Source organism: Peribacillus sp. NPDC096448 (assembly GCF_044762675.1).
Lineage (GTDB): Bacteria > Bacillota > Bacilli > Bacillales > DSM-1321 > Peribacillus > Peribacillus frigoritolerans_B.
On record NZ_JBIWEU010000008.1, the window covers coordinates 158,024 to 181,857 of the forward strand.

26 protein-coding genes are annotated in these 23,834 nt (G+C 41.8%); 24 read left to right on the top strand and 2 right to left on the bottom strand.

The window, feature by feature from the left end; genetic code table 11:
* From ACIQ0C_RS15335 to spoIID, 13 genes are all read left to right on the top strand, one after another.
* Positions 1–779, top strand: a 779-nt coding sequence (locus tag ACIQ0C_RS15335; RefSeq protein ID WP_403061381.1) for an NADH-quinone oxidoreductase subunit C, incomplete at its 5' end; no start/stop codon positions are given.
* Positions 780–784: 5 nt separating this feature from the next.
* On the top strand, positions 785–1,882 hold the full coding sequence (locus ACIQ0C_RS15340; protein WP_048685832.1) for an NADH-quinone oxidoreductase subunit D: 1,098 nt from the start codon (positions 785–787) through the stop codon (positions 1,880–1,882).
* A complete protein-coding gene (gene nuoH, locus ACIQ0C_RS15345; protein ID WP_403061384.1) occupies positions 1,883–2,890 on the top strand; it encodes an NADH-quinone oxidoreductase subunit NuoH in 1,008 nt (335 codons plus the stop codon). It begins immediately after the preceding gene.
* A gap of 33 nt (positions 2,891–2,923) precedes the next feature.
* Positions 2,924–3,343 carry an NADH-quinone oxidoreductase subunit NuoI gene (nuoI, locus tag ACIQ0C_RS15350; RefSeq protein ID WP_048685828.1) on the top strand — a complete coding sequence of 140 codons (420 nt, stop codon included), beginning with the start codon at positions 2,924–2,926 and terminating at the stop codon, positions 3,341–3,343.
* Positions 3,340–3,858 carry an NADH-quinone oxidoreductase subunit J gene (locus tag ACIQ0C_RS15355; RefSeq protein ID WP_403061387.1) on the top strand — a complete coding sequence of 173 codons (519 nt, stop codon included), beginning with the start codon at positions 3,340–3,342 and terminating at the stop codon, positions 3,856–3,858. Before nuoI ends, ACIQ0C_RS15355 begins: the two co-directional genes overlap by 4 nt.
* Positions 3,855–4,169 (top strand): NADH-quinone oxidoreductase subunit NuoK, encoded by a 315-nt coding sequence (gene nuoK / locus ACIQ0C_RS15360; protein WP_098371643.1) that lies wholly within the window; start codon positions 3,855–3,857, stop codon positions 4,167–4,169. Before ACIQ0C_RS15355 ends, nuoK begins: the two co-directional genes overlap by 4 nt.
* Positions 4,170–4,203: 34 nt before the next feature.
* Positions 4,204–6,075, top strand: coding sequence for an NADH-quinone oxidoreductase subunit L (nuoL, locus tag ACIQ0C_RS15365; protein ID WP_403061391.1), 1,872 nt, complete (start codon positions 4,204–4,206; stop codon positions 6,073–6,075).
* On the top strand, positions 6,072–7,595 hold the full coding sequence (locus ACIQ0C_RS15370) for an NADH-quinone oxidoreductase subunit M (RefSeq protein ID WP_403061393.1): 1,524 nt from the start codon (positions 6,072–6,074) through the stop codon (positions 7,593–7,595). The genes nuoL and ACIQ0C_RS15370 overlap by 4 nt, the downstream gene beginning before the upstream one ends.
* 3 nt (positions 7,596–7,598) lie before the next feature.
* Entirely contained in the window at positions 7,599–9,125 is a 1,527-nt protein-coding gene (gene nuoN, locus ACIQ0C_RS15375) for an NADH-quinone oxidoreductase subunit NuoN (RefSeq protein ID WP_403061396.1), read from the top strand.
* A gap of 149 nt (positions 9,126–9,274) precedes the next feature.
* Entirely contained in the window at positions 9,275–9,517 is a 243-nt protein-coding gene (locus ACIQ0C_RS15380; RefSeq protein ID WP_034315776.1) for a DUF1146 family protein, read from the top strand.
* A 159-nt stretch (positions 9,518–9,676) separates the two neighbouring features.
* Positions 9,677–10,426, top strand: coding sequence for a YwmB family TATA-box binding protein (locus ACIQ0C_RS15385; RefSeq protein ID WP_403061399.1), 750 nt, complete (start codon positions 9,677–9,679; stop codon positions 10,424–10,426).
* 32 nt (positions 10,427–10,458) lie between these two features.
* Entirely contained in the window at positions 10,459–11,763 is a 1,305-nt protein-coding gene (gene murA, locus ACIQ0C_RS15390) for a UDP-N-acetylglucosamine 1-carboxyvinyltransferase (RefSeq protein WP_402835743.1), read from the top strand.
* Between the two features lie 202 nt (positions 11,764–11,965).
* Positions 11,966–13,003, top strand: a complete 1,038-nt coding sequence (gene spoIID, locus ACIQ0C_RS15395) for a stage II sporulation protein D (RefSeq protein ID WP_402835745.1) — start codon at positions 11,966–11,968, stop codon at positions 13,001–13,003.
* A 20-nt stretch (positions 13,004–13,023) separates the two neighbouring features.
* Here the strand turns inward: spoIID and ACIQ0C_RS15400 are convergent, their stop codons facing one another.
* Positions 13,024–13,449: a VanZ family protein gene (locus ACIQ0C_RS15400; RefSeq protein ID WP_403061402.1), complete on the bottom strand. Its 426-nt coding sequence runs from the start codon at positions 13,447–13,449 to the stop codon at positions 13,024–13,026.
* Positions 13,450–13,602: 153 nt separating this feature from the next.
* On the opposite strand from ACIQ0C_RS15400, the gene spoIIQ reads away from it, so the two are divergent.
* From spoIIQ to ACIQ0C_RS15440, 8 genes are all read left to right on the top strand, one after another.
* Positions 13,603–14,589, top strand: coding sequence for a stage II sporulation protein SpoIIQ (spoIIQ, locus tag ACIQ0C_RS15405; protein ID WP_403061405.1), 987 nt, complete (start codon positions 13,603–13,605; stop codon positions 14,587–14,589).
* Positions 14,590–15,022: 433 nt separating this feature from the next.
* A complete protein-coding gene (spoIIID, locus tag ACIQ0C_RS15410) occupies positions 15,023–15,295 on the top strand; it encodes a sporulation transcriptional regulator SpoIIID (protein WP_034315767.1) in 273 nt (90 codons plus the stop codon).
* Between the two features lie 307 nt (positions 15,296–15,602).
* Complete coding sequence (gene mreB, locus ACIQ0C_RS15415; RefSeq protein WP_034315765.1) at positions 15,603–16,604, top strand: rod shape-determining protein; 1,002 nt, start codon at positions 15,603–15,605, stop codon at positions 16,602–16,604.
* Positions 16,605–16,884: 280 nt separating this feature from the next.
* Positions 16,885–17,724, top strand: coding sequence for a flagellar hook-basal body protein (locus ACIQ0C_RS15420; protein WP_403061408.1), 840 nt, complete (start codon positions 16,885–16,887; stop codon positions 17,722–17,724).
* A 48-nt stretch (positions 17,725–17,772) separates the two neighbouring features.
* Positions 17,773–18,615: a flagellar hook-basal body protein gene (locus ACIQ0C_RS15425; protein WP_403061411.1), complete on the top strand. Its 843-nt coding sequence runs from the start codon at positions 17,773–17,775 to the stop codon at positions 18,613–18,615.
* Positions 18,616–18,783: 168 nt separating this feature from the next.
* Positions 18,784–19,038, top strand: a complete 255-nt coding sequence (locus ACIQ0C_RS15430; RefSeq protein WP_053087418.1) for a DNA-directed RNA polymerase subunit beta — start codon at positions 18,784–18,786, stop codon at positions 19,036–19,038.
* A gap of 128 nt (positions 19,039–19,166) precedes the next feature.
* Positions 19,167–19,595 carry a 3-hydroxyacyl-ACP dehydratase FabZ gene (fabZ, locus tag ACIQ0C_RS15435; RefSeq protein WP_034315755.1) on the top strand — a complete coding sequence of 143 codons (429 nt, stop codon included), beginning with the start codon at positions 19,167–19,169 and terminating at the stop codon, positions 19,593–19,595.
* 277 nt (positions 19,596–19,872) lie between these two features.
* A complete protein-coding gene (locus ACIQ0C_RS15440) occupies positions 19,873–20,172 on the top strand; it encodes a hypothetical protein (RefSeq protein ID WP_402835755.1) in 300 nt (99 codons plus the stop codon).
* Between the two features lie 115 nt (positions 20,173–20,287).
* On the opposite strand, the gene ACIQ0C_RS15445 is transcribed toward ACIQ0C_RS15440, so the two are convergent.
* Positions 20,288–20,722 carry a YwpF family protein gene (locus ACIQ0C_RS15445; protein WP_402835757.1) on the bottom strand — a complete coding sequence of 145 codons (435 nt, stop codon included), beginning with the start codon at positions 20,720–20,722 and terminating at the stop codon, positions 20,288–20,290.
* Between the two features lie 359 nt (positions 20,723–21,081).
* Here ACIQ0C_RS15445 and ssb point away from each other — a divergent pair, with 359 nt between their 5' ends.
* The 3 genes from ssb to ACIQ0C_RS15460 all read left to right on the top strand — a co-directional run bounded on the left by ssb (position 21,082) and on the right by ACIQ0C_RS15460 (position 23,832).
* Positions 21,082–21,444, top strand: a complete 363-nt coding sequence (ssb, locus tag ACIQ0C_RS15450; RefSeq protein ID WP_403061414.1) for a single-stranded DNA-binding protein — start codon at positions 21,082–21,084, stop codon at positions 21,442–21,444.
* 434 nt (positions 21,445–21,878) lie between these two features.
* Complete coding sequence (locus ACIQ0C_RS15455) at positions 21,879–22,883, top strand: ABC transporter ATP-binding protein (protein WP_403061417.1); 1,005 nt, start codon at positions 21,879–21,881, stop codon at positions 22,881–22,883.
* The gene (locus tag ACIQ0C_RS15460; RefSeq protein WP_402835762.1) at positions 22,864–23,832 is read left to right on the top strand and encodes an ABC transporter ATP-binding protein; all 969 of its coding nucleotides are present in this window, start codon (positions 22,864–22,866) and stop codon (positions 23,830–23,832) included. Before ACIQ0C_RS15455 ends, ACIQ0C_RS15460 begins: the two co-directional genes overlap by 20 nt.
* The last annotated feature ends 2 nt before the right edge of the window (positions 23,833–23,834 follow it).

Genomic DNA, 23,834 nt, shown 5'->3' on the forward strand with positions numbered 1-23,834 from the left:
AAGCAGCGGCATTGGCCAAAAAACAGGCGAAAGCAGAAGCGGCAGAAAAGCCGGAAGGCGAAGTGGATATAGCGAAGCAAAAGGCGGAGGCCGCGGCCAAGGCGAAAGCAGCAGCATTGGCCCGGAAACGGTCGAAAGAAGAAGCGGCAGAAAAGCCGGAAGGCGAGATGGAAATAGCGAAGCGAAAGGCGGAGGCCGCGGCCAAGGCGAAAGCAGCGGCAAAAGCGAAAGCGGCTGCTGCTGCGAAGAACAGGGCAGCTGTACAGGAAAGCGAGGAAGTTAACACCCATAGCGAAATATCCCCAAATCAGTCGAAACTCGATCAAATTGTTTCTGCTATTGAAAGCCATGTAGGACAAGGGGCATTATTAAAGCACTATATTAATAGACTATCAAAAGATGTACCCACTTTAGTGGCTAATCCGGATACATATTTCTCAATAGCAAAATTTCTGCGCTACGATGAACAGCTTGATTTTTCGTATTTATCGGAACTTCATGGTACGGATTTTGAATCCCATATGGAAATCTATGTGCATTTACACTCATTCAAAATGAACCAATCAGTTGCCTTGAAGGTGAAGCTTGATAGGGATACTCCCGTTATTCCATCATTGGTCCCATTATGGTCAGGTGCAAATTGGCCAGAATGTGAGGCGTATGATTTATTAGGTATTAACTTTAATGAACACCCTGATTTAAAGCGGATTTTACTTGGTGATGATTGGAAAGGGTATCCCCTTAGAAAAGATTATGAGCCTTATGATGTGGAGGTGTAAGCCCTATGTTAAGGACGGAAGAAATGCTTCTCAATGTCGGTCCGCAGCATCCGAGTACACATGGTGTTTTTCGTCTTGTCATCAAGATTGACGGTGAGATTATCAAAGAGGCTACACCTGTCATTGGGTATCTGCATCGCGGGACGGAAAAACTAGCGGAAAATCTACAATATACACAAATAATCCCATATACCGATCGGCTCGATTATCTGGCAGCAATGACAAATAATTATGTGCTTTGCCATGCTGTTGAGACAATGATGGGGGTGGAGATCCCTGAAAGGGCAGAATATTTGCGGGTCATCGCAATGGAATTGGGCAGAGTTGCAAGCCACCTCGTCTGGTGGGGTACATACTTGCTGGATATAGGTGCGACGAGCCCTTTCCTATACGCATTTCGAGAACGTGAAATGATCGTTAATTTATTGACTGAATTGTCAGGGGCACGCCTAACATTCAATTATATGCGTGTCGGAGGTGTGAAATGGGATGCTCCCGAAGACTGGATTGCAAAGGTTGCCGAGTTTGTCCCTTATATGAGGGAGCAGCTTGCCGGTTACCATGAGCTTGTGACAGGGAATGAAATCTTTGTTAATCGTGTTAAAGGGGTGGGCATCTATACGAAGGAAGAAGCCTTACAGTATTCGCTTAGCGGTGCCAACTTAAGGTGTACAGGTGTGAAATGGGATTTACGAAAAAATGAACCATATTCCATTTATGACAGGTTCACATTCGATGTTCCTACAAGGGAAGAGGGAGATGCCTTTTCACGCTATCACTGTAGAATGGAAGAAATCGAAGAATCACTGAAAATCATCGAGCAGGCGGTTGAGCAATTTCCAGAAGGGCCGGTCCTTGCTAAGGTCCCTAAAATAATAAAGGTTCCTAAGGGTGAGGCATTTGTCCGAATTGAATCACCAAGAGGGGAAATAGGCTGTTATATTGCGAGTGAAGGGAAAAAGGAGCCATACCGTTTGAAATTTCGCAGACCTTCGTTTTATAATCTGCAAATTCTTCCGAAATTATTGGAAGGGGAAAATATGGCGAACTTGATAACGATATTAGGTGCAATCGATATCGTGTTAGGGGAGGTGGATGGATAAATGATCAAGGATCTTCTCCACTCCGCTCCAAGCCTACTGAATTTTGGCATTTTTTTTGGTTTGGCAGTTCTGCTCCTGTTTGTCGTATTAGGGTTTGTAACCTATGGAATCCTTTCGGAGCGTAAAATCATGGGATTCATGCAGATGCGTATCGGCCCAAACCAAATTGGAGGGAAATGGGGTCTCTTGCAGACCGTTGCTGATGTTTTGAAACTTTTGATCAAGGAAGATACGATACCCAAGAAAGCTGATAAACCGTTATATATTTTAGCTCCGGTAATTGCTTTTGCTCCAGCTTTCATGGTCCTTGCCACCTTGCCGTTCACCGATGCCTTCCAATTTGCTGATATTGGTGTCGGACTGCTTTATTATATGGCGATTTCCGGCATATCGACCATCGGCATCGTCACTGCGGGGTGGGCATCCAATAATAAATATTCTTTGATTGGCGGAATGAGGGCAGCCGCGCAAATGATATCTTATGAGATCCCTTTGGTGATGTCGCTGGTGGGAATCGTCCTCATAACAGGCAGTTTAAACTTGAATGATATAGTTGCAGCCCAGGAGAAGGTTTGGTTCATTTTTCTTCAGCCGGTTGCGTTCATCGTGTTTTTCATTGCATCGGTTGCCGAGTTGAACAGGGTTCCTTTTGACCTACCGGAAGCGGAATCTGAACTTGTTGCAGGCTATCATGTTGAATACTCTGGATTTCGCTGGGCCTTCTTTATGTTATCCGAATATGTGTATATGTTTGCAATGGCAACGCTAACCACTGTATTATTTTTAGGGGGATGGAATTCTATTCCGTTTTTGGATTTTATTCCGGCAGCCATCTGGTTCGGTCTGAAGTTCAGTGCCGTATTCTATATATTGGTCTGGATCCGTGTAACCTTTCCTCGTATAAGGGCTGATCAATTGATGGAATTCGGATGGAAAGTGCTGCTTCCGGTTGCATTGGCAAATATATTTTTGACGGCACTAATAAAAGAATTATTTAACCTTTTTTAGAAACTTAAGCTGGTCGGAAAGCGAGGGATTTATATGCTTGGTTTAGCAAAAGGTTTAACCTATACATTAAAGAACTTGACGAGGAAAAAAGTGACCTATGACTACCCGAATGAGCCGCTTCCGCTTCCAGACCGATTTCGCGGAATCCAAAAATTTTATCCTGAAAAGTGTATCGTATGCAATCAATGCGTGACGATTTGTCCCACGGATTGTATTCAATTAACTGGTAAGAAACATCCGGACCCGTCGAAAAAAGGGAAAATCATCGATACGTATGACATCAATTTCGAGATTTGCATTTTATGTGATTTATGTACGGAGGTCTGCCCTACAGAAGCGATCGTGATGACGAATCAATTCGAGCTGGCCGAGTATAGCCGTGATCATCTATTTAAAAACCTGGAGTGGCTGGATGAAAATGATGAAAATATCCGGAAGGTGAATAAAGTATGAGTTTGTCGGGTGAATTAATTGCCTTTATTGGTTTGGCACTCGTCGCGATAGTAGGCGGGGTGCTGCTGATTACCTTAACCAAAGTGGTGCACATGGTAATCGCTCTTGTTTTTACTTTCTTGGGCGTTGCAGGCATTTATATGTTGCTTTCGGCCGAGTTTGTCGCCATTGTCCAAATCCTTATTTATTCAGGGGCAATCACAATCGTGATGCTATTCGGGATCATGCTGACAAAACACCAAGAAAATGATGCACCCGCTAAAGGGGGCTGGGGGAATTTCTCCTTGCTGGCAGCGATTGCTGGATTTGCCGTAGCAGTGTATCTGGGGATTTATAATCTGGATATACCTGTACAGCCAACGGCATTGCATGAGGAAAATACAAAGCAAATAGGAATCGAACTTTTTTCAAAATATGTAATTCCATTTGAAGTGATGTCGGTACTCCTGCTTGTTGCTTTAGTCGGTGCCATCGTACTGGCTAAAAAAGATGATGAGGAGGGAGATCAATCATGACGGGAGTTCCTTTGTCGGCTTACCTTGTGTTGGCACTCGTTTTATTTTGTATAGGGCTGTATGGTGCCTTGACGAAAAGAAATGCAGTCATTGTTTTGATTTCAATCGAGCTGATGCTGAACGCTGCAAATATCAATTTAGTTGCCTTCAGTAAATTCGGGGTAACGCCATCCATTACGGGTCAAGTTTTTTCCTTATTCACGATTACGATCGCTGCGGCCGAGGCAGCTGTTGGGCTGGCCATACTAATGTCCCTTTATCGCAATCGGAAGACGGTTAATGTCGATGAAATGGAGATTATGAAGAATTGAAGGTTTATATAAATGAAGAAGGGGATTTGATACGATGATGGAGCACGCATGGCTCATACCGATCTTTCCACTCGTCACGTTTCTGGTTCTGCTTCTATCAGGCGGGCGGTTGCGGGAACGAGGGGCTTTTATAGGGATAATATGTACATTGGCTTCGTTCGTTTTATCGTTGCTTGTCCTGATCGAGCGATTTAAAGAACCTACTTATAATATATCGATAGATTGGCTTTCCTTCGGAGGGACGCAACTTACAGCTGGATTCGAAATCAATCAGCTAAATGCCTTGATGCTTGTGGTCGTTTCCCTTGTCAGCCTGCTTGTCCAGATATATTCGAAGGGGTATATGAAGGGTGAAGTGCGATTCTCCATTTTTTATGCTTATCTGGGCTTCTTCACCTTTGCCATGCTTGGGCTTGTCATGGCACCCAATTTATTACAACTTTATATCTTCTGGGAATTGGTCGGGGTGGGCTCTTTCCTGCTCATTGGTTTTTACTTTTATAAACTGGAAGCTAAGGCTGCGGCGAAGAAGGCATTCATCATGACCAGGATTGGGGATGTAGGGCTCTTAATCGGCATCATTCTTCTATTCTGGGAAACAGGCAGCTTTGAATATGGAGAGATCTTTCAAGCCGTTCAATCAGGCATGATATCAAGTGAAAAACTGACATTAATCGCTATTTTGATTTTTATCGGTGCGGTTGGGAAGTCTGGGCAATTTCCACTTCACACATGGCTTCCGGATGCAATGGAAGGCCCGACTCCGGTTTCCGCATTGATACACGCAGCAACCATGGTTGCTGCAGGGGTTTACCTGGTGGCGGCCATGTTTCCGTTATTCACGGCCAGTTTTGCTGCAATGCAGATCGTAGCAATAACAGGTGGAATTACAGCCATATTTGCTGCAAGCATTGCCATAGTGCAAAAGGATGTTAAGCGTGTATTGGCCTATTCGACAATCTCTCAGCTTGGTTTTATGATGCTTGCTTTGGGTACTTCGGGATATGTGGCCGGGGTGTTTCATTTAATGACCCATGCCTTTTTTAAAGCATTGCTGTTTTTGGCAGCAGGCAGTGTTATTCACGCTATACATACACAGGATATGGAAAAGATGGGCGGATTATGGCGTAAGTTGAAATGGACTGGGCCGCTGTTCTTGACTGGCACGTTAGCGATATCGGGCTTTCCGTTGCTCTCGGGCTTTTTCAGTAAAGATGAAATTCTAATGGCAGCATGGGAGAATGGTAGTTATATATTGTTTGGTCTAGCGGTGGTTACCTCCTTTTTAACTGCGTTTTATATGTTCCGGCTGTTTTTCATGATGTTTGCAGGCGATTCACGCAGTCAAGTAGAACAGGTCAAGGAATCACCTTTCACCATGCTAATTCCCATGCTCACATTGGCTTTGCTTGCTGTAATCGGCGGGTATATCCAAACGCCGTGGTTTGGAACTTTCCTTGGGGAGTGGCTTGTGGAGGGAAATGAAGCTCTTCTAGGCGCCAGCCATAGTGAGGGGCCCGTTTGGATAATGTTGCTGGCCGTGCTTGTATCGCTGGCCGGAATTTACCTCGCTTATATGATATACGCTAAAAAGAAGTTACCTCGGCAATGGCTTGTCAAGGAAAACTCCGAGGTATATAGGATTTTGGAAAATAAGTATTATATTGATGAGATTTACCATTTTACTGCAGGCTATGCAATCAAAGGCTTTAGTATATTCCTATCTTATATTGAAAGGTTCATTGTCGGTGGCCTGGTTTCCACTGTAACGAGTTCAATAGAAGGATTGGGGAAAATAGGGTCTAAACTGCAAACGGGACAGGTACAGCAATATGGCATGATAGCCTTTCTGGGACTTGCGGTACTGTTGGTGATTTTTGCAGTAACTGGGGGGTATCTAAGATGAATGTCTATTTGCTCTCGCTTTTAGTGTTTTCACCGCTGCTGGGCATAGTGATGGTTGCACTCATGCCGAAAAAAGAGGAAAGGACGATTAAACAATTTGGCTTTTTCGGAACACTGCCTCCCCTTTTCCTATCGTTCTTTCTATGCAGCCAATATTATTCGGGTGTGGCCCTATCCTTATTTGACATTAAGTTGAATTGGATCAGGTTTGGAAATTTGGAGATGTATGATCCCAAGCTGTTCACGGTTGACTTTGAGTTGGGGCTGGATGGATTAAGTCTCATCTTCATATTACTGACAACAATCATTTCATCACTGGCCGCAATCGCATCCATTTATATAAAAAAAGAATGGAAAGGGTATTATTTGTTATTTTTGATCCTGGAGATTGGAATGCTCGGTGTCTTCACGGCAGAAAATTTGATCCTTTTCTTCATTTTTTTTGAAATGACTTTGATTCCTGCTTTCTTTTTAATTGGCAGATGGGGCTTTCTGGAGAGGGAGAAAGCTTCTTATAGTTTTCTGATTTATAATGGCATTGGTTCGGCTGTTTTATTGGTGGCCATTTTGATTTTGTTTGCCAGGACAGGTACGACCAACATTGCAGCATTGACACAGATGATGACAATGGGCGGTGTTTCGCTTTTTGCACCCATATCTGATTCAATGAAATATGGTTTATGTCTCGCATTTCTCGTGGCATTTGCGATAAAGCTGCCCGTCTTTCCCTTTCACAGCTGGATGGTGCGGGTCCATGCAGAAGCACCTCCATCAATAGTCATGATACATGCGGGTGTCTTATTGAAAATTGGGGCATATGGAATCATCCGGTTTGGAATGGGGATATTTCCTGAACAATATAAAAGCTTGGCCTTTACCATTGTCCTATTTGGGGTCCTCAGTTTTTTATATGGAGCATTTCTAGCATTGGTACAAACGGATTTCAAGCTCGTTTTAGCCTACTCATCAATCTCACATATGGGTATAGTCATGATGGGGCTGGGGGCCTTGAATGAAGCGGGCATTCAGGGAGCCATTTTTCAAGTAATCTCACACGGGCTAATTGCTGCTTTGCTGTTTTTCTTGGTGGGAGTGTTGTATGAGCGTATGGGAACCACGATGCTTCCTAAGCTTGGGGGCCTGGCCAATTCGATGCCGATTTTTTCAGGTTTTATGTTAGCTTGCGGGATGGCTTCACTCGGTTTGCCTGGCATGTCCGGCTTCATCAGTGAATTCATGGTATTTCTTGGCTTATTCAAGAGTCAGCCGTTGCTAGCGGCAATAGGGGTGATCGGGCTGGTATTAACCGCTGTTTATGTATTGAGGGCGGTCATGCAGATGACTTTCGGGAAAAATGATAGCTTGATAGAAAAAGAGAAATTGGACCTAAGGGGCTGGGAGTTTTTGCCGGCGTTCGTTCTTCTCGGTTTGATAGTATCTGTTGGGGTATATCCAAATTTGTTAGGCGGGCCTCTTCAAGGAACGATTGAAGCCATGATGCTTGCTCTAGGGGGGCGATGAAGGATGGATTGGAACACGATGCTTTCTTATGATTGGGGAGCGATGATGCCCGAATTCATCATCCTTGGAACGACCATAATTCTTTCAATACTGGATTTATTCTGGCCGAAGCACTTTAATCGGAGAAAACTGGCATGGCTCGCGCTAACCGGAATCATTTTGGCATGTTTATCACTGATTAGCCTGCTGTCCTTTGAGACAGTCAGTATTTTATCCGACACATTTCGATTAGATTCATTTGCAAAAGCTTTTAAGCTGTTACTATTATTCGGAGCGGCCCTAATCATCCTTCTGGCTGAAGGCTATGAACCGCAAGAGGGGCTGCGGGAGCACCGGGGGGAATTTTATTATCTGTTCCTGACCGCTTTGCTTGGAGCGATGATCATGTCCTCAAGCGGTGATTTGATAACGCTGTTCGTTGGATTGGAACTTCTTTCACTTTCATCTTATATATTAGTCGGAATACGCAAGCATGATCGGAAGTCCAACGAAGCGTCCATGAAGTATGTGATAAACGGAGGCATTTCCACGGCAATCACTTTATTCGGGATGAGTTATTTATATGGAGTGACCGGTTCCGTCAATCTAGGAGAAATGAGCCGGACGATGGCTGGGATGACGGATGGGCAGCTGCAGTACATCATGGGACTCGCTTTCTTCATGGTATTTGTCGGTGTATCCTTCAAGATTGCCGCCGCACCGTTTCATATGTGGGCGCCGGATGTCTATGAAGGGGCACCGACACCGGTCGCAGCCTTTTTGAGTGTAATCTCGAAAATGGCGGGTTTCGTGATCATCCTGCGCCTTTTTCTCTCGTTGTTCCTGACCGCTTCCGGTGATACGTTCGGAGCGCTCGACTTTTTGGATAAAAATAATATCTATATAGCTTCATTGGCGGGGCTGACGATCATCATTGGAAATGTGATTGCGTTAAGGCAGCTAAATTTAAAACGGATGTTCGCCTATTCAAGCATCGCTCATGCGGGTTACCTGCTTGTTGCGGTGGCTACATTGGGCGGTGGATATTTCCTCCTGGATACGGTCTGGTTTTACCTAATGGCTTATGTATTAATGAATATCGGTGTATTTGCAGTCATTCAGCTGCTCTCCAGTCAAAGTGGGTCTGAAGATATCAGCGTTCTTGCAGGACTGGGGAGGAAATCACCGTATCTTGCCATGGCATTCACCATATTCATCCTGTCGCTTGCTGGAATTCCCGGAACGACAGGTTTCATTGGCAAACTCAATATTTTTCTTGGCACATTCATAACCGAGCCCGGACATTTCGTCCTTGCGGGAATCATGATTGCAGGAACCATTGTGTCCTATGTGTATTATTTCGGATTATTGGTGCAGGTTTTTTTCCGACCGATTCATTCAGAGAAGGTCATTAAGATTCGTCCGGGTCTTTACGCCGTGTTGATCATATGCGTAATGGGCACCATACTTCTCGGGGTGGCGCCAAATATTGCCTTTGATTTTATTCATGATCAATTTGGTGATTTTACAGACTTTATTTCGAGCAAATGATATAATGCCTGTATCAGAGGCTTGTTCCATTGGATCAAGCCTCTATTTACAGTTTTAAAAAGATATTTTGCAATTCTTCCTTTTTAATTCCAAATATGAAGGGGTTTTGTGTTAGAATAGAATTCGGGTGTCTTTTAGGAGGTATGTACATGTTTTCAGCAATGGGACAGCAGGCTTTAACAGGAATAATTGCACACTTGTTTTTCATTGCAGTTACCTGGTGGGCTTTACAGGCATTACATTTTGATAAAATGTTAAGATCCAATTCGGTCATCAAGGCCAGGGTATTATATATTTTATTAACGGTTGCCATCGGTTCAGTTGTAAGTAATTTCTTCCTCGACTACCTGGGATTTGCAAACCAACTTCCGTATATGTTTAGTAATGACTGATAAGCTGTAAGACTTTTCTTATAGCAAAATATGATTCTACTCTTGTATTCGCTTTTGCTTCCTGCCAATTTAAGGGGGAAGGTGTCACCAATTGTCGGAAAACTCGAAGTATGATCTCTCTCCTTATGGAAAGAATGTGTAAAAGGGGAGGGATTTAACATGTATTTTTTAAATAAAAAAATGTTAACATACATAGTATTTCTCGGTTTGATGGTGATTTTAATTGGGAATAGTACGATTGTGGCAGAAAGTAAACCAGATATAGTTAAAATGGTGGGACTGTTACAAACAGATAAAGATTTAGACATAGAGGATTGGTCTGTACTCGCTAGAGAAATAAATAAAGAGATTACAACTAAACAAGAGTTTGAAAGCGAAGTTACAGCTTTAAAACGAAAATACCCTCAATTTCAATGGCACCGGAAAGATGATGCTTCCGGCTGGAAGGCTGAGGCGTTAACTTACAATATCGATTCAGGTCTGACCGAGTCTATCAAAATAATGACAACGGAAGAGAAATTTGATAAAGTTACCTATGTTATTTACGAAGTGAAGGGGAAAAAGTGGAAGAAAGCCAATGAGGCATTTTTTACCGCTGCGTTCCAAAACAGGGTGAATGACCTATTTATAGGAACTCCTTCAATTTTTTCTTGTATTAAAGGGTCTATCAATGATAATATGGATTCGGTTTTAAACTCTAAAACTGAAGACCTGTTAGATATGTTCCAAGCAAGGGAAATTGAGAGTGTGCATGAAACAAACTTTACATCTATATCTGCACATTCAACATTGTTTAAACAACCTTTGACAAAAGAAAAATTAAATTTGCAGTTTGGGCTACGGACAGAAGGATTGGGTGACCGAACGAACTTTGTAGTTGGCACACCAATCATAACGTTTGAATATTAATATAGAGAAAATGGACGCGGAGGGGAATACTTTTGGAAAAAATCATCGTCCGCGGCGGAAAAAGGCTTAGCGGGACAGTTAAAGTAGAAGGTGCTAAAAACGCCGTTTTGCCAGTTATCGCTGCAACATTATTAGCAAGTGATGGGAAAAGTATCATTAAAGATGTTCCTACGCTCTCCGATGTATATACAATCAATGAAGTATTGCGCAACTTAAATGCAGATGTTGCCTTTCATGACAATCAAGTAACTGTAGATGCATCAAGAGAGTTATTAGAAGAAGCACCATTTGAATATGTACGTAAAATGAGAGCTTCCGTTTTAGTGATGGGCTCATTACTAGCAAGGAATGGCCGGGCCCGCGTTGCTCTTCCTGGTGGCTGTGCCATCGGATCACGTCCTATCGACCAGCATTTAAAGGGCTTTGAAGCGATGGGAGCAAAAGTGAAGGTCGGCAATGGTTTCATTGATGCCGAGGTAGAAGGCAGACTTAAGGGTGCAAGAGTGTATCTTGACTTCCCGAGTGTTGGTGCCACCGAAAACATCATGATGGCTGCTACACTTGCTGAAGGTATAACTATTCTTGAAAATGTGGCCAAAGAGCCTGAAATTGTAGATCTTGCGAATCTCCTTAATAAAATGGGTGCCAAAGTCAGAGGTGCCGGTACTGGTACGATGAGAATCGAAGGTGTCGATAAATTATATGGCACTGAACATACGATTATACCTGACCGTATCGAAGCTGGTACATTCATGACAGCGGCCGCTCTTACTGGCGGCAATGTTCTTGTTCAAGGAGCTGTACCTGAACACCTTACTTCCCTTATTGCTAAAATGGAGGAAATGGGCGTTAAAATTCTTGAAGAAGAAGATGGATTACGCGTTATCGGTCCAAAAACCTTGAAGGCCATTGACATCAAAACAATGCCGCATCCTGGTTTCCCGACTGATATGCAATCACAAATGATGGCATTATTACTGCGTGCTGAAGGAACAAGTATGATTACGGAGACCGTTTTCGAAAACCGTTTTATGCATGTTGAAGAATTCCGTCGCATGAATGCCAATATTAAAATAGAAGGCCGTTCCGTTATCGTTAATGGACCAACTAACATTCAAGGTGCTGAAGTAGCTGCAACAGATTTACGTGCCGCGGCAGCGCTCATCCTGACTGGATTGGTTGCAGATGGCATTACACGTGTTACAGAATTGAAGCATCTTGACAGAGGATACGTGAATTTCCATGGTAAATTGGCATCTCTAGGTGCGGATGTGGAACGTATTAACGAAGATGTACCTGCTGCTGAAACAAAAAAAATTGCAGATTTAAACGCATAAGTAGCTTATAAAACCATTCACGTTCGAATCTCTGAACCGTGAATGGTTTTTTTTGTCTTGTTCCGGATTCATCGCCGACAGTTAAGTAGTTGTAGTTTTTCTATTCATAAAAGCTTGTCCTCCGACATACATTTGTTATGTAAAGATACCTGCTGGATACGATTATACAGCAGAGAAAACAAGTGTAGGGAGGCTCAGGAATTTGAAAGCAATCAAACCGATGATCGTACTATTCATTGCAGTAGCATTCGTAATTATCATGATTCCGGCAGTGCTTGTGCTTCCATTTTCAAATGATAAGACAAGTGGACAGTTGACCGAACAATTAGAAAAGAAAGGGAAGAACGAGGGTAAAGAGGTAGCTGCAAATGAAATGAGTTCCGTAGAAGTTGCCGTTTACCGCACATCTGCAAAAAAGATTGAAAAACTGCCGATTGAATCGTACTTGACTGGTGTGGTTGCAGCTGAAATGCCAGCAGATTTTGAAGAAGAAGCGCTGAAAGCACAAGCGTTGACGGCGAGAACCTATATTGTCAATCAGCTCATAAGCGAAAGTCGATTAGGTTTGCCGGATGGTGCCGATGTTAGCGATACGGTCATGCACCAAGTTTATAAGAATGATGATGAGCTGAAGAAACAGTGGGGCTCTGATTATAAATGGAAGATGCAAAAAATTGACAAGGCCATAAAAGAAACGGCGGGTCAAATTTTAACCTATGAAGGAAAACCGATTACTGCCACTTTTTTCTCGACCAGCAATGGCTATACGGAGAATTCCGAGGACTATTGGCAAGCTGAATTCCCCTATTTAAAAAGTGTATCCAGTCCATGGGATAAAGAAGAATCACCAAAGTTTTATAATAAAGTGGTAGTCGATACTGCAGATTTTGAAAAAAAATTGGGTGTAAGTCTTTCTTCGGGAACATCAATAGGGACTGTCATTGAAAGAACATCAGGTAATCGCGTAGGTGTAGTGGATATCGGAGGAAAGAAAATGACAGGAAAACAGATTCGTGAGAAACTCGGGCTGACATCATCCGATTTTGACTGGGAGCGTCAAGGCAACCAGATTGTCATCACGACAAAAGGATCTGGACACGGAGTTGGAATGAGCCAATACGGGGCTAATGGAATGGCCAGGGAAGGGAAAACCTATGAAGACATCGTGAAATATTATTATAAGGGCGTCAAAGTTCAGTCTTCAAGTAAGTGGCTGAATACGATGACGGCAAAGAAATGAGAGATGGGGATTCCCATCTCTCATTTCTTTTCGTTTAATCTTTCTATAAACGTCAAAAAGCCCCGTTCACGCTTGAAATAATGATATTGGACATGAAAATAAACTGCAGCTACTCCAATGATATCCTTAATGACATCTATTAAGCTAGAGGAGCGGTACGGGACGAAAGATTGGTGGTATTCATCAATCACTCCGTAAAGGCAAGCTACAAGGGCTGCCAACAGGCTTAAACCAGGTTTCAGTTTTTGGTTTGCAGCAAGTGCCGAAACAAATAATATATACAAAAGGGCAAATTCGACCAGATGAAGTGCCTCTTTGATAAATCGGTCAATTGAGGATGAGGGAAGATCTAGAATCATATCATCTGGGTTGCTCGACATTATCCAAATGGCAATCATATATAGAAAAGGCAATAACGTTAACACAAGTTTAAAAGCTTTTTTCATGATTTAAACATCCTTCAACAGTGAGATACCAAACATTTTACCATTCTACGAATAAAATCGGTTTCATTTCCACAAAATAAATCCAAAAAAAAATTTTTCCTGAATGTATATAATTTTAACAAAATGTTCAGAATGATTGCTGAGGTGATTAATATGAGAGAGGAAGAAAAGAAACCAACTTCCACAATCCGACGTATACTAAAACAACGTTGGGCATTATCAGCAATCTATATCGCAAGTGCAGCCATAATCTTAGCCGCGGCCTTCTTATTACAAAATAGTTTTGATGATTCAGCTAAAGATGAGGAATCGGCTGAAACAGGAAAAAACTATGATCAGCCTTCTGTAGAGGTTAATAGCAATCTTGAGACAATCAAGATGCCTGTAGCCGATGCGGACAAATCGGTTATCAAGAAACAGTTTTATGATGTGAATGCGGATGAAAAGGCACAAGAAGAAGCATTGGTTTTCTACAACAATAGATATGAGCAAAACAAAGGTATAGACATTGCAATGGAAGATGGAAAGTCTTTCGATGTAAAAGCTTCTTTAAGTGGAAATGTAACGAAAGTTCAAGATGATGCGTTACTTGGAAATTTAGTTGAAGTCGAGCATGAAGATGGCGTTGTTACTCGTTATCAATCTGTTAAAGACATTAAGGTTGCAGTCGGTGACAAAGTGAAACAAGGACAAGCAATTGCTACAGCCGGAAAAAGCCAAATCAATGAAGAGGCTGGCGTACATGTCCACTTCGAAATCAGAAAAGATAACATTGCGTTAAACCCACTTGATTTTGTTGATAAACAAGCTTCTGCGATTCAATCTGCAACTGAAGCCGAAGCTGATAAAGAAGAAACGCCTGCAGTGGAAGGATCAGAAGCTGACAAAGAAGAAACACCTGCAGTGGAAGGATCAGAAGCTGACAAAGAAGAAACACCTGCAGTGGAAGGATCAGAAGCTGACAAAGAAACACCTGCAGTGGAAGAATCAGAAACTGGCACGGAAGAAACGCCTGCAGTTGACGAAACTGACGAGAGCACTGATTTAGAGAGTGGCACTGATGAGGAAGGCTCTGTCCCTGGTGAAGATACAACTGAAGAAAGCGATTCCTTAAAAGATTCGTTAAATCAATCTAATTAAGATTAAGATTTTTAATAAAATCAAAACAAAAACCTAGAGCGTTACGAATGACAACAACTGAAAATTTGGTAAAAGGAAGCCGTTCACTTTGAACGGCTTCTTTTTTCTTTCGACGGAATATTAGCCAATATGCTGAAACCTTTGAATTTCTGACAAATTTCTCGGGAAATAATTTGCGATCAATGAAAATAAACAGATGGAAATCAGAAATAAATCCAAACCTCCTGTCCCATTAGGCATATATTCTTAACCAAGCTAATAAGATGTTATAAACCATGCAAAGAGAGTGTTTGAGGTGAGGAATCGTTTATTACAAATTATCTAATAGGTGAATAATTCTATCTTTCATTGTTTATAGGGCAGCGGTATTCGATTCGAAAAATACGAATCTCATTTCACACTTCTCACATCCAATTTGGGGAGGTCGAGTGGTGTGCACGATTACATCAAAGAAAGAACTATCAAGATAGGAAAGTATATCGTGGAAACTAGAAAAACAGTTCGCGTCATTGCAAAAGAGTTCGGAGTCTCTAAAAGCACAGTGCATAAAGACTTAACTGAGAGGCTGCCAGAAATTAATCCTGATTTGGCTAACGAAGTGAAGGATATATTGGATTATCATAAATCCATTCGTCACCTTAGAGGTGGAGAAGCGACAAAGTTAAAATACAAACGTTCTGAAAGAGAAGAAGAAATCGTTAAATGATACTTGAATCATTCCGGCAATTGGAAGTGAAACGGGCCATCGGGGAATGAATAAGGTGACACGAAAGTGAGTGTCAGCTTTTTCTTAACCTTGATTCCGGTTCCATGCCGGGATTTTTTTATGGGGAAATACGGCAAGATAGTACATAAGGCATTGAAAATTTTTACATATTGGCAAAATAGGAAAAAATAGTCTATATTAGTGTTTATTTATAATTCATACTTACTTGTGTCAATGCAATATGGTAAAATAAACAATTAGGACAGAAGTAGGTTATATGTGAGGATATTCAAGGAGGATTTAAGAAATGTTTGCTAGAGATATTGGGATAGATCTTGGAACAGCCAATGTTCTTATACATGTCAAAGGTAAAGGAATTGTGTTAAATGAGCCTTCGGTAGTTGCGATTGATAAGAATACGAACCGTGTTCTTGCCGTTGGGGAAGAAGCTCGTAAAATGGTAGGCCGTACTCCAGGAAACATCATCGCAATCCGTCCTTTAAAAGACGGTGTCATTGCGGATTTTGATGTAACAGAATCGATGCTTAAGCATTTTATCAATACATTGAATGTGAAAGGCTTCCTTTCAAAGCCTAGAATTTTAATCTGCTGCCCGACCAACATAACAAGTGTCGAACAAAAGGCGATTAAAGAAGCTGCCGAAAAAAGCGGCGGGAAGAAAGTATACCTTGAAGAAGAACCGAAAGTGGCTGCAATCGGTGCCGGTATGGATATTTTTCAACCAAGCGGCAATATGGTCGTAGACATTGGCGGGGGTACAACGGATATTGCCGTTCTTTCAATGGGGGATATCGTTACATCTTCTTCCATTAAAATGGCCGGTGACAAATTCGATAATGAAATTTTAAATTATATCAAGCGGAAGTATAAACTCCTGATTGGTGAACGTACAGCGGAAAACATTAAAATCCAGGTTGCAACCGTCTTCCCCGGATCCCGTAATGAAGTCATCGATATCCGCGGGCGTGATATGGTATCGGGATTGCCTAGAACCATTTCGGTCAATTCGGAAGAAATTGAGGAGGCTCTTCGCGAGCAAGTTTCGATCATTGTACAAGCTGCAAAAAGCGTACTTGAGCGGACGCCGCCAGAACTTTCTGCTGATATCATCGACCGCGGCGTCATTTTAACCGGCGGGGGAGCATTGCTTCACGGGATTGATTTACTTCTTGCCGAAGAACTTAAGGTCCCGGTACTCGTTGCCGAGCAGCCAATGGATTGTGTAGCAATCGGAACCGGTATCATGCTCGATAATATGGATAAATTGCCACGGCACAAATTCAACTAAAAAGCGGATGGAAATCCGCATCATAAGATAGGGGTCTAAGGTTCAGACAAAACGTGAGGCATAGTGAAAGTGCGTGCAGTTCTAGTACTGATGAGCAATAGGCCCTCTTCTTTTAGTCCGAGAATTTAACACCATTCCTTTAAATCTGACCTAGCTTACGATCTAGAAAAATTCTTCTGCCTAATGCTTTTCCTTTTCCTTAAGATACTGATGTTCATGACCGATAAGATAGATATGAGAAATTGAACGGATTAGTTATGTAGATTGGGGAGTGAAGAAAATGTTAAGAGGTTTTTATACGGCTGCTTCCGGGATGCTTGCACAGCAAAGGCGCACGGAATTACTCACAAACAATATGTCCAATGCGAATACAACAGGGTATAAAGCGGATCAAATGAGTGTAAGGTCTTTTCCGGAAATGCTCATAAGCAGCATAGGTGGTAAAACGGTTCCCACCGAGAGCAAATTGAGCATGTCTAACATTTCCCAGGTTGGGGGGCTCAGTACGGGTGTTTACGTACAGGAGGCGAATCCTTTATTTAACCAGGGCATATTGGAAGAAACCCAGCTTAATACGGATATTTCCCTGGTTGATGAAAACCTTCCGATTAATGAGGAAACGGGTCGGCAAGGCTCGGTGTTTTTTACTGTCCAGGATGGTAATGGTGCTATCCGTTATACGCGTAACGGCAGTTTCACCTTGGATGGGAAAGGTTATCTGACTACGCCTTCCGGTCAGTATGTATTGAACGAAATTAATGAAAAGATCCAGATTAATAGCGATCGATTCACAGTAGCGGAAAACGGTGTTATTTTAGAAGGAAATGTTCAAATCGCACGTATGGGGATCAGTTATTCGGATGATCCGTCATTACAGCTCATGAAGGATGGCGAAGGCCTATATAAGGCTGTGGATGATGGGGAATTACCTAGCGCATACGCGGCTGCAGATGTCGGTTTTTCTACTAAGCAGGGCTTTCTTGAATCCTCCAATGTTGACCAATCGAGAACGATGACAGAAATGATGTCGGCATACCGCTCTTTTGAAGCGAGTCAGAAGGTGCTTCAAGCCTATGATAAAAGTTTGGATAAAGCAGTCAATGAAGTTGGCAGGCTTTAATTGAACGGTAGGTGAAATTCGGAAATTTGAACTGTAAGGGGAAAAAACATGAACCGGACGATGATGACGGCGACGAATACGCTGAACCAACTTCAAAGTAAAATCGATCAAATAAGTAATAATATCGCGAATGTGGACACGACAGCCTACAAAAAGACCCAAACGAGTTTCAATGACTTATTGACACAGAGTTTCAATAATCAACCGAGTGGGGCCAAGGAAAAAGGAAGGTTGACCGCACCGGGCATCCGGCAGGGAACAGGTGCTATGATAAGCCAATCTCAATTGGTGCTTTCACAGGGAGCCTTAAAGACGACGGACCGCAACCTTGATGCCGCATTCACCCAGGATGACCAATTCTTCACCGTGAGCGTTCAGGACGATAATGGGGTCAATACAAGGCTTACAAGGGATGGGGCCTTTTATTTATCTCCAAATGCTAACGACCAAATGGTGCTCGTTACCTCTGCTGGACATAAAGTACTTGATGAAAATGGTGAACCAATCCTCATAGAGGGAAATATTAAAGACATTAAGATTTCCGAAAATGGCTTATTGATAGTGGATACGGAAGAATATGGGGTAAAGAGTTTTGGGCTCGGAATTGTCTCGGTAAAGAAACCGCAATTTATTGACCGGCTAGGCGGGAATTTACTTGGCCTGCCCAAAAACTTCAATGCCTTGGGTGTTACAGAAGACGATATCATGACTGCATTAACAGGGGATTCCCGCAATCAGGCAGCAGTCCGTCAAGGTACCCTGGAGGCCTCAAATGTCGATCTTTCCAAAGAAATGACGGATCTAATCAATGTTCAGCGATCTTATCAATTTCAATCCCGGGCGGTAACGATGGCTGATCAAATGAGCGGATTAGTCAATGGAATCCGTTAAGTAATCTGGTAAATAAAATGTCTCCCTGCGGAATTAGAGCAAATCGGTTATAATGAATTCATAACAAGATAAATCATTCGTGCCGATCATTTTGCATAGCTGCTGAATTTCTGGCGTATCGGGGAAATCAGTCGGCGAGTTTTCTTAAAAGGAGCTTTCACATTCTATATGGAACAAAATCGTGTAATGAGACAACAAATTGAAGAAGAGATAAAGGAAGTTGAGGCGAAACCGAATCGTAGAATCAAGGTCCGTCTTTTGCCAATTTGGCTTCGTTTACTCATTGTTATCGGATTGATTTTCATTGCTGTATTATCCGGGGCACTATTAGGATATAGTGTGATTGGCGGAGGACATGCAATGGATGTTTTCCAAAAATCCACATGGACCCATATTTTTGATATAGTGAACAAGGGCGCGTAGTTCCATGTTTTTTTGAAGTAGTTGCTGTCGTTAACGGATTTATATTTCATGGCAACTACGCCTCTGTCTAGATGACAGGGGCGAGTTTACGTTATGTTTGAAATATTTAAGTCATAGGAGGAACAAGTATGCTTGATATCACACAAATAAAGGAAATTATCCCGCATCGGTACCCATTCTTATTAGTCGACCGGATCATAGAAATTGATGAAGGGAAAAGAGCGGTTGGATTGAAGAATGTCTCGGCAAATGAAGAATTCTTTAATGGTCATTTCCCCGATTATCCAGTTATGCCTGGAGTTTTAATTGTAGAGGCCTTAGCGCAAGTTGGAGCTGTAGCCGTTTTGAAGCAAGAAGAATATAAAGGCCGTCTTGCATTTTTTGCTGGGATTGATAATTGCCGCTTTAAAAAGCAAGTTAAACCAGGTGATCAGCTGCGTCTGGAAGTGGAAATAGTGCGTATGAGAGGGTCAATGGGTAAAGGGAAAGCAGTGGCAACGGTTGATGGGGAAACAGCATGTGAAGCCGATATCATGTTTGCTTTTGGTGACAAGTAAGAAATTCATTCATTTTCCGTGAAAATAAAATGGGATATTTAACATATATTCCAAAAGTGGTTTAAGGATCGTAAAAAAAGCACTGCATTGCTTTTTTAAGCAAGAGTGGTTTTTAGATCCTATTCTCCCTTTGAATGCCGGACATTTATATGTCCGGCATTTTTTAATGTTTAATTCCAATTAGCAGATTTTCTTTTTAAATTTAAAATAGGACGCAAGTTATTTTCACATTCGGGCAAAATACCTAATGATAAAGAAAGAAGGGAGGTTGCCAAAAATGATGAAGAAAATTTTTGCACTACTTGGGGGATCTTTATTATCTATTATGTTCCTTGCTGGATGTGGAACGGATAATGATGACAACAACAATCCCGCACCAGAAGAAGATAACAACATCATAGAAGATGATAACAATGGTGTGAACGATAACAACGGTACAGATGATAACAATGGTACGGATGATAACGGCATGAACGGTAATGATGATGGATTGCTTGAAAACGACGATAATAACGTCGATAATGATGCCGATGACTTGATTGAAGACCCTGATAAAAATGACGACAACAATAAGTAATTAGCACAGAATGAGAAAGACTGGCTTAGGCAAAAGAGGATTAATATCCTTATCCGTCTATGTCAGTCTTTTTTATGTGCATTCGAATTAGGGGATGGGAATTAAGGGAAGGTTTTTATTTATTAGTTGCTAATTTAGGCTTTGAGCGGATTTTTTGCTTGAACTCTTTTATAAGTTCATCGCCGACGAGACCTTTTTGGACCAAATCTTCAAGAAGGAGTTCTGCATACTTGCTCCGTGTTTTTTGGATGTGACCAACGAATAAAAGGCTATAATGATTGCCCACTTTTCTTATTGTACGTAAAACAGTTTGAAACAAAGCCGGTTCATTGTCCTTTTTGGTAATGACTGCCTGGATATACACCTCTCCGTCTATATCGGGAAGTGAGGGTTCAAGCTCTTTGAAATGATTTTCTTCTACAAAAGCTTCCAGTAACCATGATCTAGCATCGTTTTCTTTATTTATAATCAATCCATCTGTTAATGCAATATCAATCAAGTTTAAATTTTCAGTAACAATTTGCAACGAGATCAATTTAAATGATTTCATCTAATTCCTCCGTTTCTTGCAAGAAAGAGCGGTGATTACCTCTCTTAAACATAATTTTGAAAGGGTACATATCGATTCATCCTTTTAAAGGTAATTATATCATACTAAAAAAAAGTCCCTTAATGAAATGAAAACCCAACATTTGTCTAAATTATGAAGGATAGGATAAAAATTTGCAAAATATTTAATTTTGTTAACTATTCGTATTTCACCTGATTTTAATCACTAAAAAATGTTTTTGCACCAATCGAAACGGCTTTTTATGAAGAAAAATGGTGTAATAAGAACATTTCCTCCATTTTTTAATCGATGGAAGAAAGAGTATGATTAAAGCATATTAAAGAGAAAGGAGTGAAAAAATGATTAACCAAGTTACCCTCGTCGGCAGGCTTACGAAGGATCCAGAATTAAGATACACACCCGATGGCAAGGCTGTTTCCAATATCACGTTGGCAGTCAATCGGAACTTCCGTAATACTGTCGGTAACTATGAGGCAGACTTTGTACAGTGTATCATATGGAAAAAGTCGGCTGAAAATACTGCTCAATATTGTAAAAAAGGTGCCATAATCGGCATAACTGGCAGAATACAAACAAGGAGATACGAAAATCAGGAGGCTAAATATGTATATGTAACTGAAGTGGTCGCCGAGAGGGTTCAATTCATCGGATCTAAACAAAATGATATTAAGCCCAAGGATTTTGAACATATTGGTTTATAGTGTTACTCTAGCTTGCTTAAGAAAGAATTGTTTTTAAGAAAATGTAAGATCTCAATTCGAAACACAAAAAAAGTATTTATATGACCATAATGAATAACCAATGCATAGAATTTCAGAAATTTTTAGTGAATCTTGGCAGTAGTATATAGAATTATTTTTCAGCCATTCATTCCCCAAAGCTAATATAGCTTTTTCTCCGCTTGAAACCCCGATTTACCCTCAAAAAAATCGAGTTATTTGATTTCCCCCTTGTAATGACTGCAAACAAATAAGCAGTCTTTTTTTTGTGCCAAAATGTGTGTAAATAGGAAAAAATAAAAAATAATTCTGTTAAATTAGAATTTTTAGAAAATATATTGTAATATTTTAATTTTGATGCAATAATAAACCCAATAATATAATTGGAAAAAAAGTTATATATAGGAAGTGATTTGATGGACGAACCAATTATTAAGGTTAATGGGCTTCGAACCAGTTTTCGTACGGACGATGGGGTGATCCCTGTCGTGAATTCAATCGATTTTCATGTCAATCCTGGTGAGGTTTTAGGGATTGTAGGAGAATCGGGATGCGGAAAAAGCGTAACTTCTCTGTCCATCATGGGTCTGGTTTCTTCACCGGCTGGTAAGGTGGAGGGGGAAATCCTTTTTAAAGGAGAAAACATCGCAAATGCCTCTGAAGCGAAAATGAGAAAAATTCGCGGGAACGATATAGCGATGATATTCCAGGAACCGATGACAAGCTTGAATCCCGTGTTCACTATTGGCGAGCAGTTGGTCGAGACGCTTCGGATACATAAAAAATGGAATAAAAAGCAGGCCCGAAATAGAGCGGTGGAAATGTTGAAGCTGGTTGGGCTTGGCCGTGCCGAGGAATTGCTCAAAGAGTATCCGCATCAGCTTTCTGGCGGAATGAGGCAAAGGGTCATGATAGCAATGGCCATGATTTGCGAGCCGAAACTCCTTATAGCCGATGAACCGACAACGGCTTTGGATGTGACGATCCAGGCACAAATCCTGGAGTTAATGAAGAATTTAAATAAAGAAACAGACACGGCAATCATGATGATTACCCATGATCTTGGGGTAGTGGCGCAAATGTGTGAACGTGTCATTGTCATGTATGCCGGCAAGGTGATAGAGGAAGGAAATGTGCAAACGATTTTCCAAAACCCTAAGCATCCTTATACGGTCGGTTTACTTCAGTCGATTCCCGATATGCGAATAAAGAAAGAGCGCCTTTACTCGATACCGGGCAATGTGCCAAAACCTGGGACAAGCAACCTCGGGTGCCAGTTTGCTCCCCGGTGCTCCCATGCGATGGAGCAATGTATAAATGAGGCCCCGTCTCTATTGGAATTCAATGAGGGTCAGCATGTTCGCTGCTGGCTGTATGAAGATGGGAAAGGAGCTGCCTTGCATGAATCAAACATTGGTTAAGGTAGAAAACCTAAAGAAGCATTTTCCGATTAAAGGAGGGGTTCTAGGAAAGACCATTGGAGAGGTCAAGGCAGTTGATGGTTTGTCTTTTTCCATTTATAAAGGGGAAACCTTGGGGCTTGTTGGTGAAAGCGGTTGCGGAAAGTCTACGACGGGAAGATTATTGCTTCGATTGCTTGAGCCGAGCGAGGGCAATGTTTATTTCGAAGGAAAGGACCTGACAGCTTTATCTTCAAGTGAAATGAGAAAGATGCGCCGTGAAATGCAGATGGTCTTCCAGGACCCATTCGCTTCCCTCAATCCCAGGCATACTATTGAAAAAATATTGGAAGAACCGCTCATCGTTCACGGGGTTAAAGATAAAAAGGCGCGAAAGGCCCGTGTACAGGAACTTCTTAAGGTTGTTGGCTTAAGCAGTTACCATGCTAAAAGGTATCCGCATCAATTCAGTGGGGGCCAGCGGCAGCGTATTGGCATTGCGAGGGCACTTGCAGTCAACCCTAAACTGATCATTGCCGATGAGCCGGTATCTGCACTGGATGTCTCGATTCAGGCACAGGTCTTGAATCTGTTGCAGGATTTGCAGGAAGATTTTGATTTGACCTACTTGTTTATTGCTCATGATCTTGGGGTGGTAAGGCATATCTCCGACCGTGTCGGTGTCATGTATCTTGGACATATAGTTGAATTGACGGAAAGTGAAGGACTTTATGAAAATCCGCTTCACCCATATACGCAGGCTTTATTATCAGCCGTGCCCATCCCTGATGTGGAATATAAGGGGGATAGGGTAATCCTGCAGGGGGATGTTCCAAGCCCATCAAACCCGCCCAGTGGCTGTCCATTCCATACGAGGTGTCCGAAGGCGATGGCAGAATGCAATACGGAAAAACCAATCCTGAGTGAACATAAACCTGGTCACTACGTTGCTTGTCATTTATACAATTGACA

What these genes read in the sequence shown, in the direction of transcription:
- fabZ (WP_034315755.1), top strand. Translation starts at nt 19,167, where the DNA reads ATGCTTGATATCACACAAATAAAGGAAATTATCCCGCATCGGTACCCA.
- ACIQ0C_RS15425 (WP_403061411.1), top strand. Translation starts at nt 17,773, where the DNA reads ATGAACCGGACGATGATGACGGCGACGAATACGCTGAACCAACTTCAA.
- nuoI (WP_048685828.1), top strand. Translation starts at nt 2,924, where the DNA reads ATGCTTGGTTTAGCAAAAGGTTTAACCTATACATTAAAGAACTTGACG.
- ACIQ0C_RS15445 (WP_402835757.1), bottom strand. Translation starts at nt 20,722, where the DNA reads ATGAAATCATTTAAATTGATCTCGTTGCAAATTGTTACTGAAAATTTA.
- ACIQ0C_RS15455 (WP_403061417.1), top strand. Translation starts at nt 21,879, where the DNA reads ATGGACGAACCAATTATTAAGGTTAATGGGCTTCGAACCAGTTTTCGT.
- nuoH (WP_403061384.1), top strand. Translation starts at nt 1,883, where the DNA reads ATGATCAAGGATCTTCTCCACTCCGCTCCAAGCCTACTGAATTTTGGC.
- ACIQ0C_RS15400 (WP_403061402.1), bottom strand. Translation starts at nt 13,449, where the DNA reads ATGAAAAAAGCTTTTAAACTTGTGTTAACGTTATTGCCTTTTCTATAT.
- ACIQ0C_RS15385 (WP_403061399.1), top strand. Translation starts at nt 9,677, where the DNA reads ATGTATTTTTTAAATAAAAAAATGTTAACATACATAGTATTTCTCGGT.
- ACIQ0C_RS15355 (WP_403061387.1), top strand. Translation starts at nt 3,340, where the DNA reads ATGAGTTTGTCGGGTGAATTAATTGCCTTTATTGGTTTGGCACTCGTC.
- mreB (WP_034315765.1), top strand. Translation starts at nt 15,603, where the DNA reads ATGTTTGCTAGAGATATTGGGATAGATCTTGGAACAGCCAATGTTCTT.
- spoIIQ (WP_403061405.1), top strand. Translation starts at nt 13,603, where the DNA reads ATGAGAGAGGAAGAAAAGAAACCAACTTCCACAATCCGACGTATACTA.
- nuoL (WP_403061391.1), top strand. Translation starts at nt 4,204, where the DNA reads ATGATGGAGCACGCATGGCTCATACCGATCTTTCCACTCGTCACGTTT.
- ACIQ0C_RS15440 (WP_402835755.1), top strand. Translation starts at nt 19,873, where the DNA reads ATGATGAAGAAAATTTTTGCACTACTTGGGGGATCTTTATTATCTATT.
- ACIQ0C_RS15340 (WP_048685832.1), top strand. Translation starts at nt 785, where the DNA reads ATGTTAAGGACGGAAGAAATGCTTCTCAATGTCGGTCCGCAGCATCCG.
- ACIQ0C_RS15430 (WP_053087418.1), top strand. Translation starts at nt 18,784, where the DNA reads ATGGAACAAAATCGTGTAATGAGACAACAAATTGAAGAAGAGATAAAG.
- nuoK (WP_098371643.1), top strand. Translation starts at nt 3,855, where the DNA reads ATGACGGGAGTTCCTTTGTCGGCTTACCTTGTGTTGGCACTCGTTTTA.
- ACIQ0C_RS15460 (WP_402835762.1), top strand. Translation starts at nt 22,864, where the DNA reads ATGAATCAAACATTGGTTAAGGTAGAAAACCTAAAGAAGCATTTTCCG.
- nuoN (WP_403061396.1), top strand. Translation starts at nt 7,599, where the DNA reads ATGGATTGGAACACGATGCTTTCTTATGATTGGGGAGCGATGATGCCC.
- ACIQ0C_RS15420 (WP_403061408.1), top strand. Translation starts at nt 16,885, where the DNA reads ATGTTAAGAGGTTTTTATACGGCTGCTTCCGGGATGCTTGCACAGCAA.
- ssb (WP_403061414.1), top strand. Translation starts at nt 21,082, where the DNA reads ATGATTAACCAAGTTACCCTCGTCGGCAGGCTTACGAAGGATCCAGAA.
- ACIQ0C_RS15370 (WP_403061393.1), top strand. Translation starts at nt 6,072, where the DNA reads ATGAATGTCTATTTGCTCTCGCTTTTAGTGTTTTCACCGCTGCTGGGC.
- ACIQ0C_RS15380 (WP_034315776.1), top strand. Translation starts at nt 9,275, where the DNA reads ATGTTTTCAGCAATGGGACAGCAGGCTTTAACAGGAATAATTGCACAC.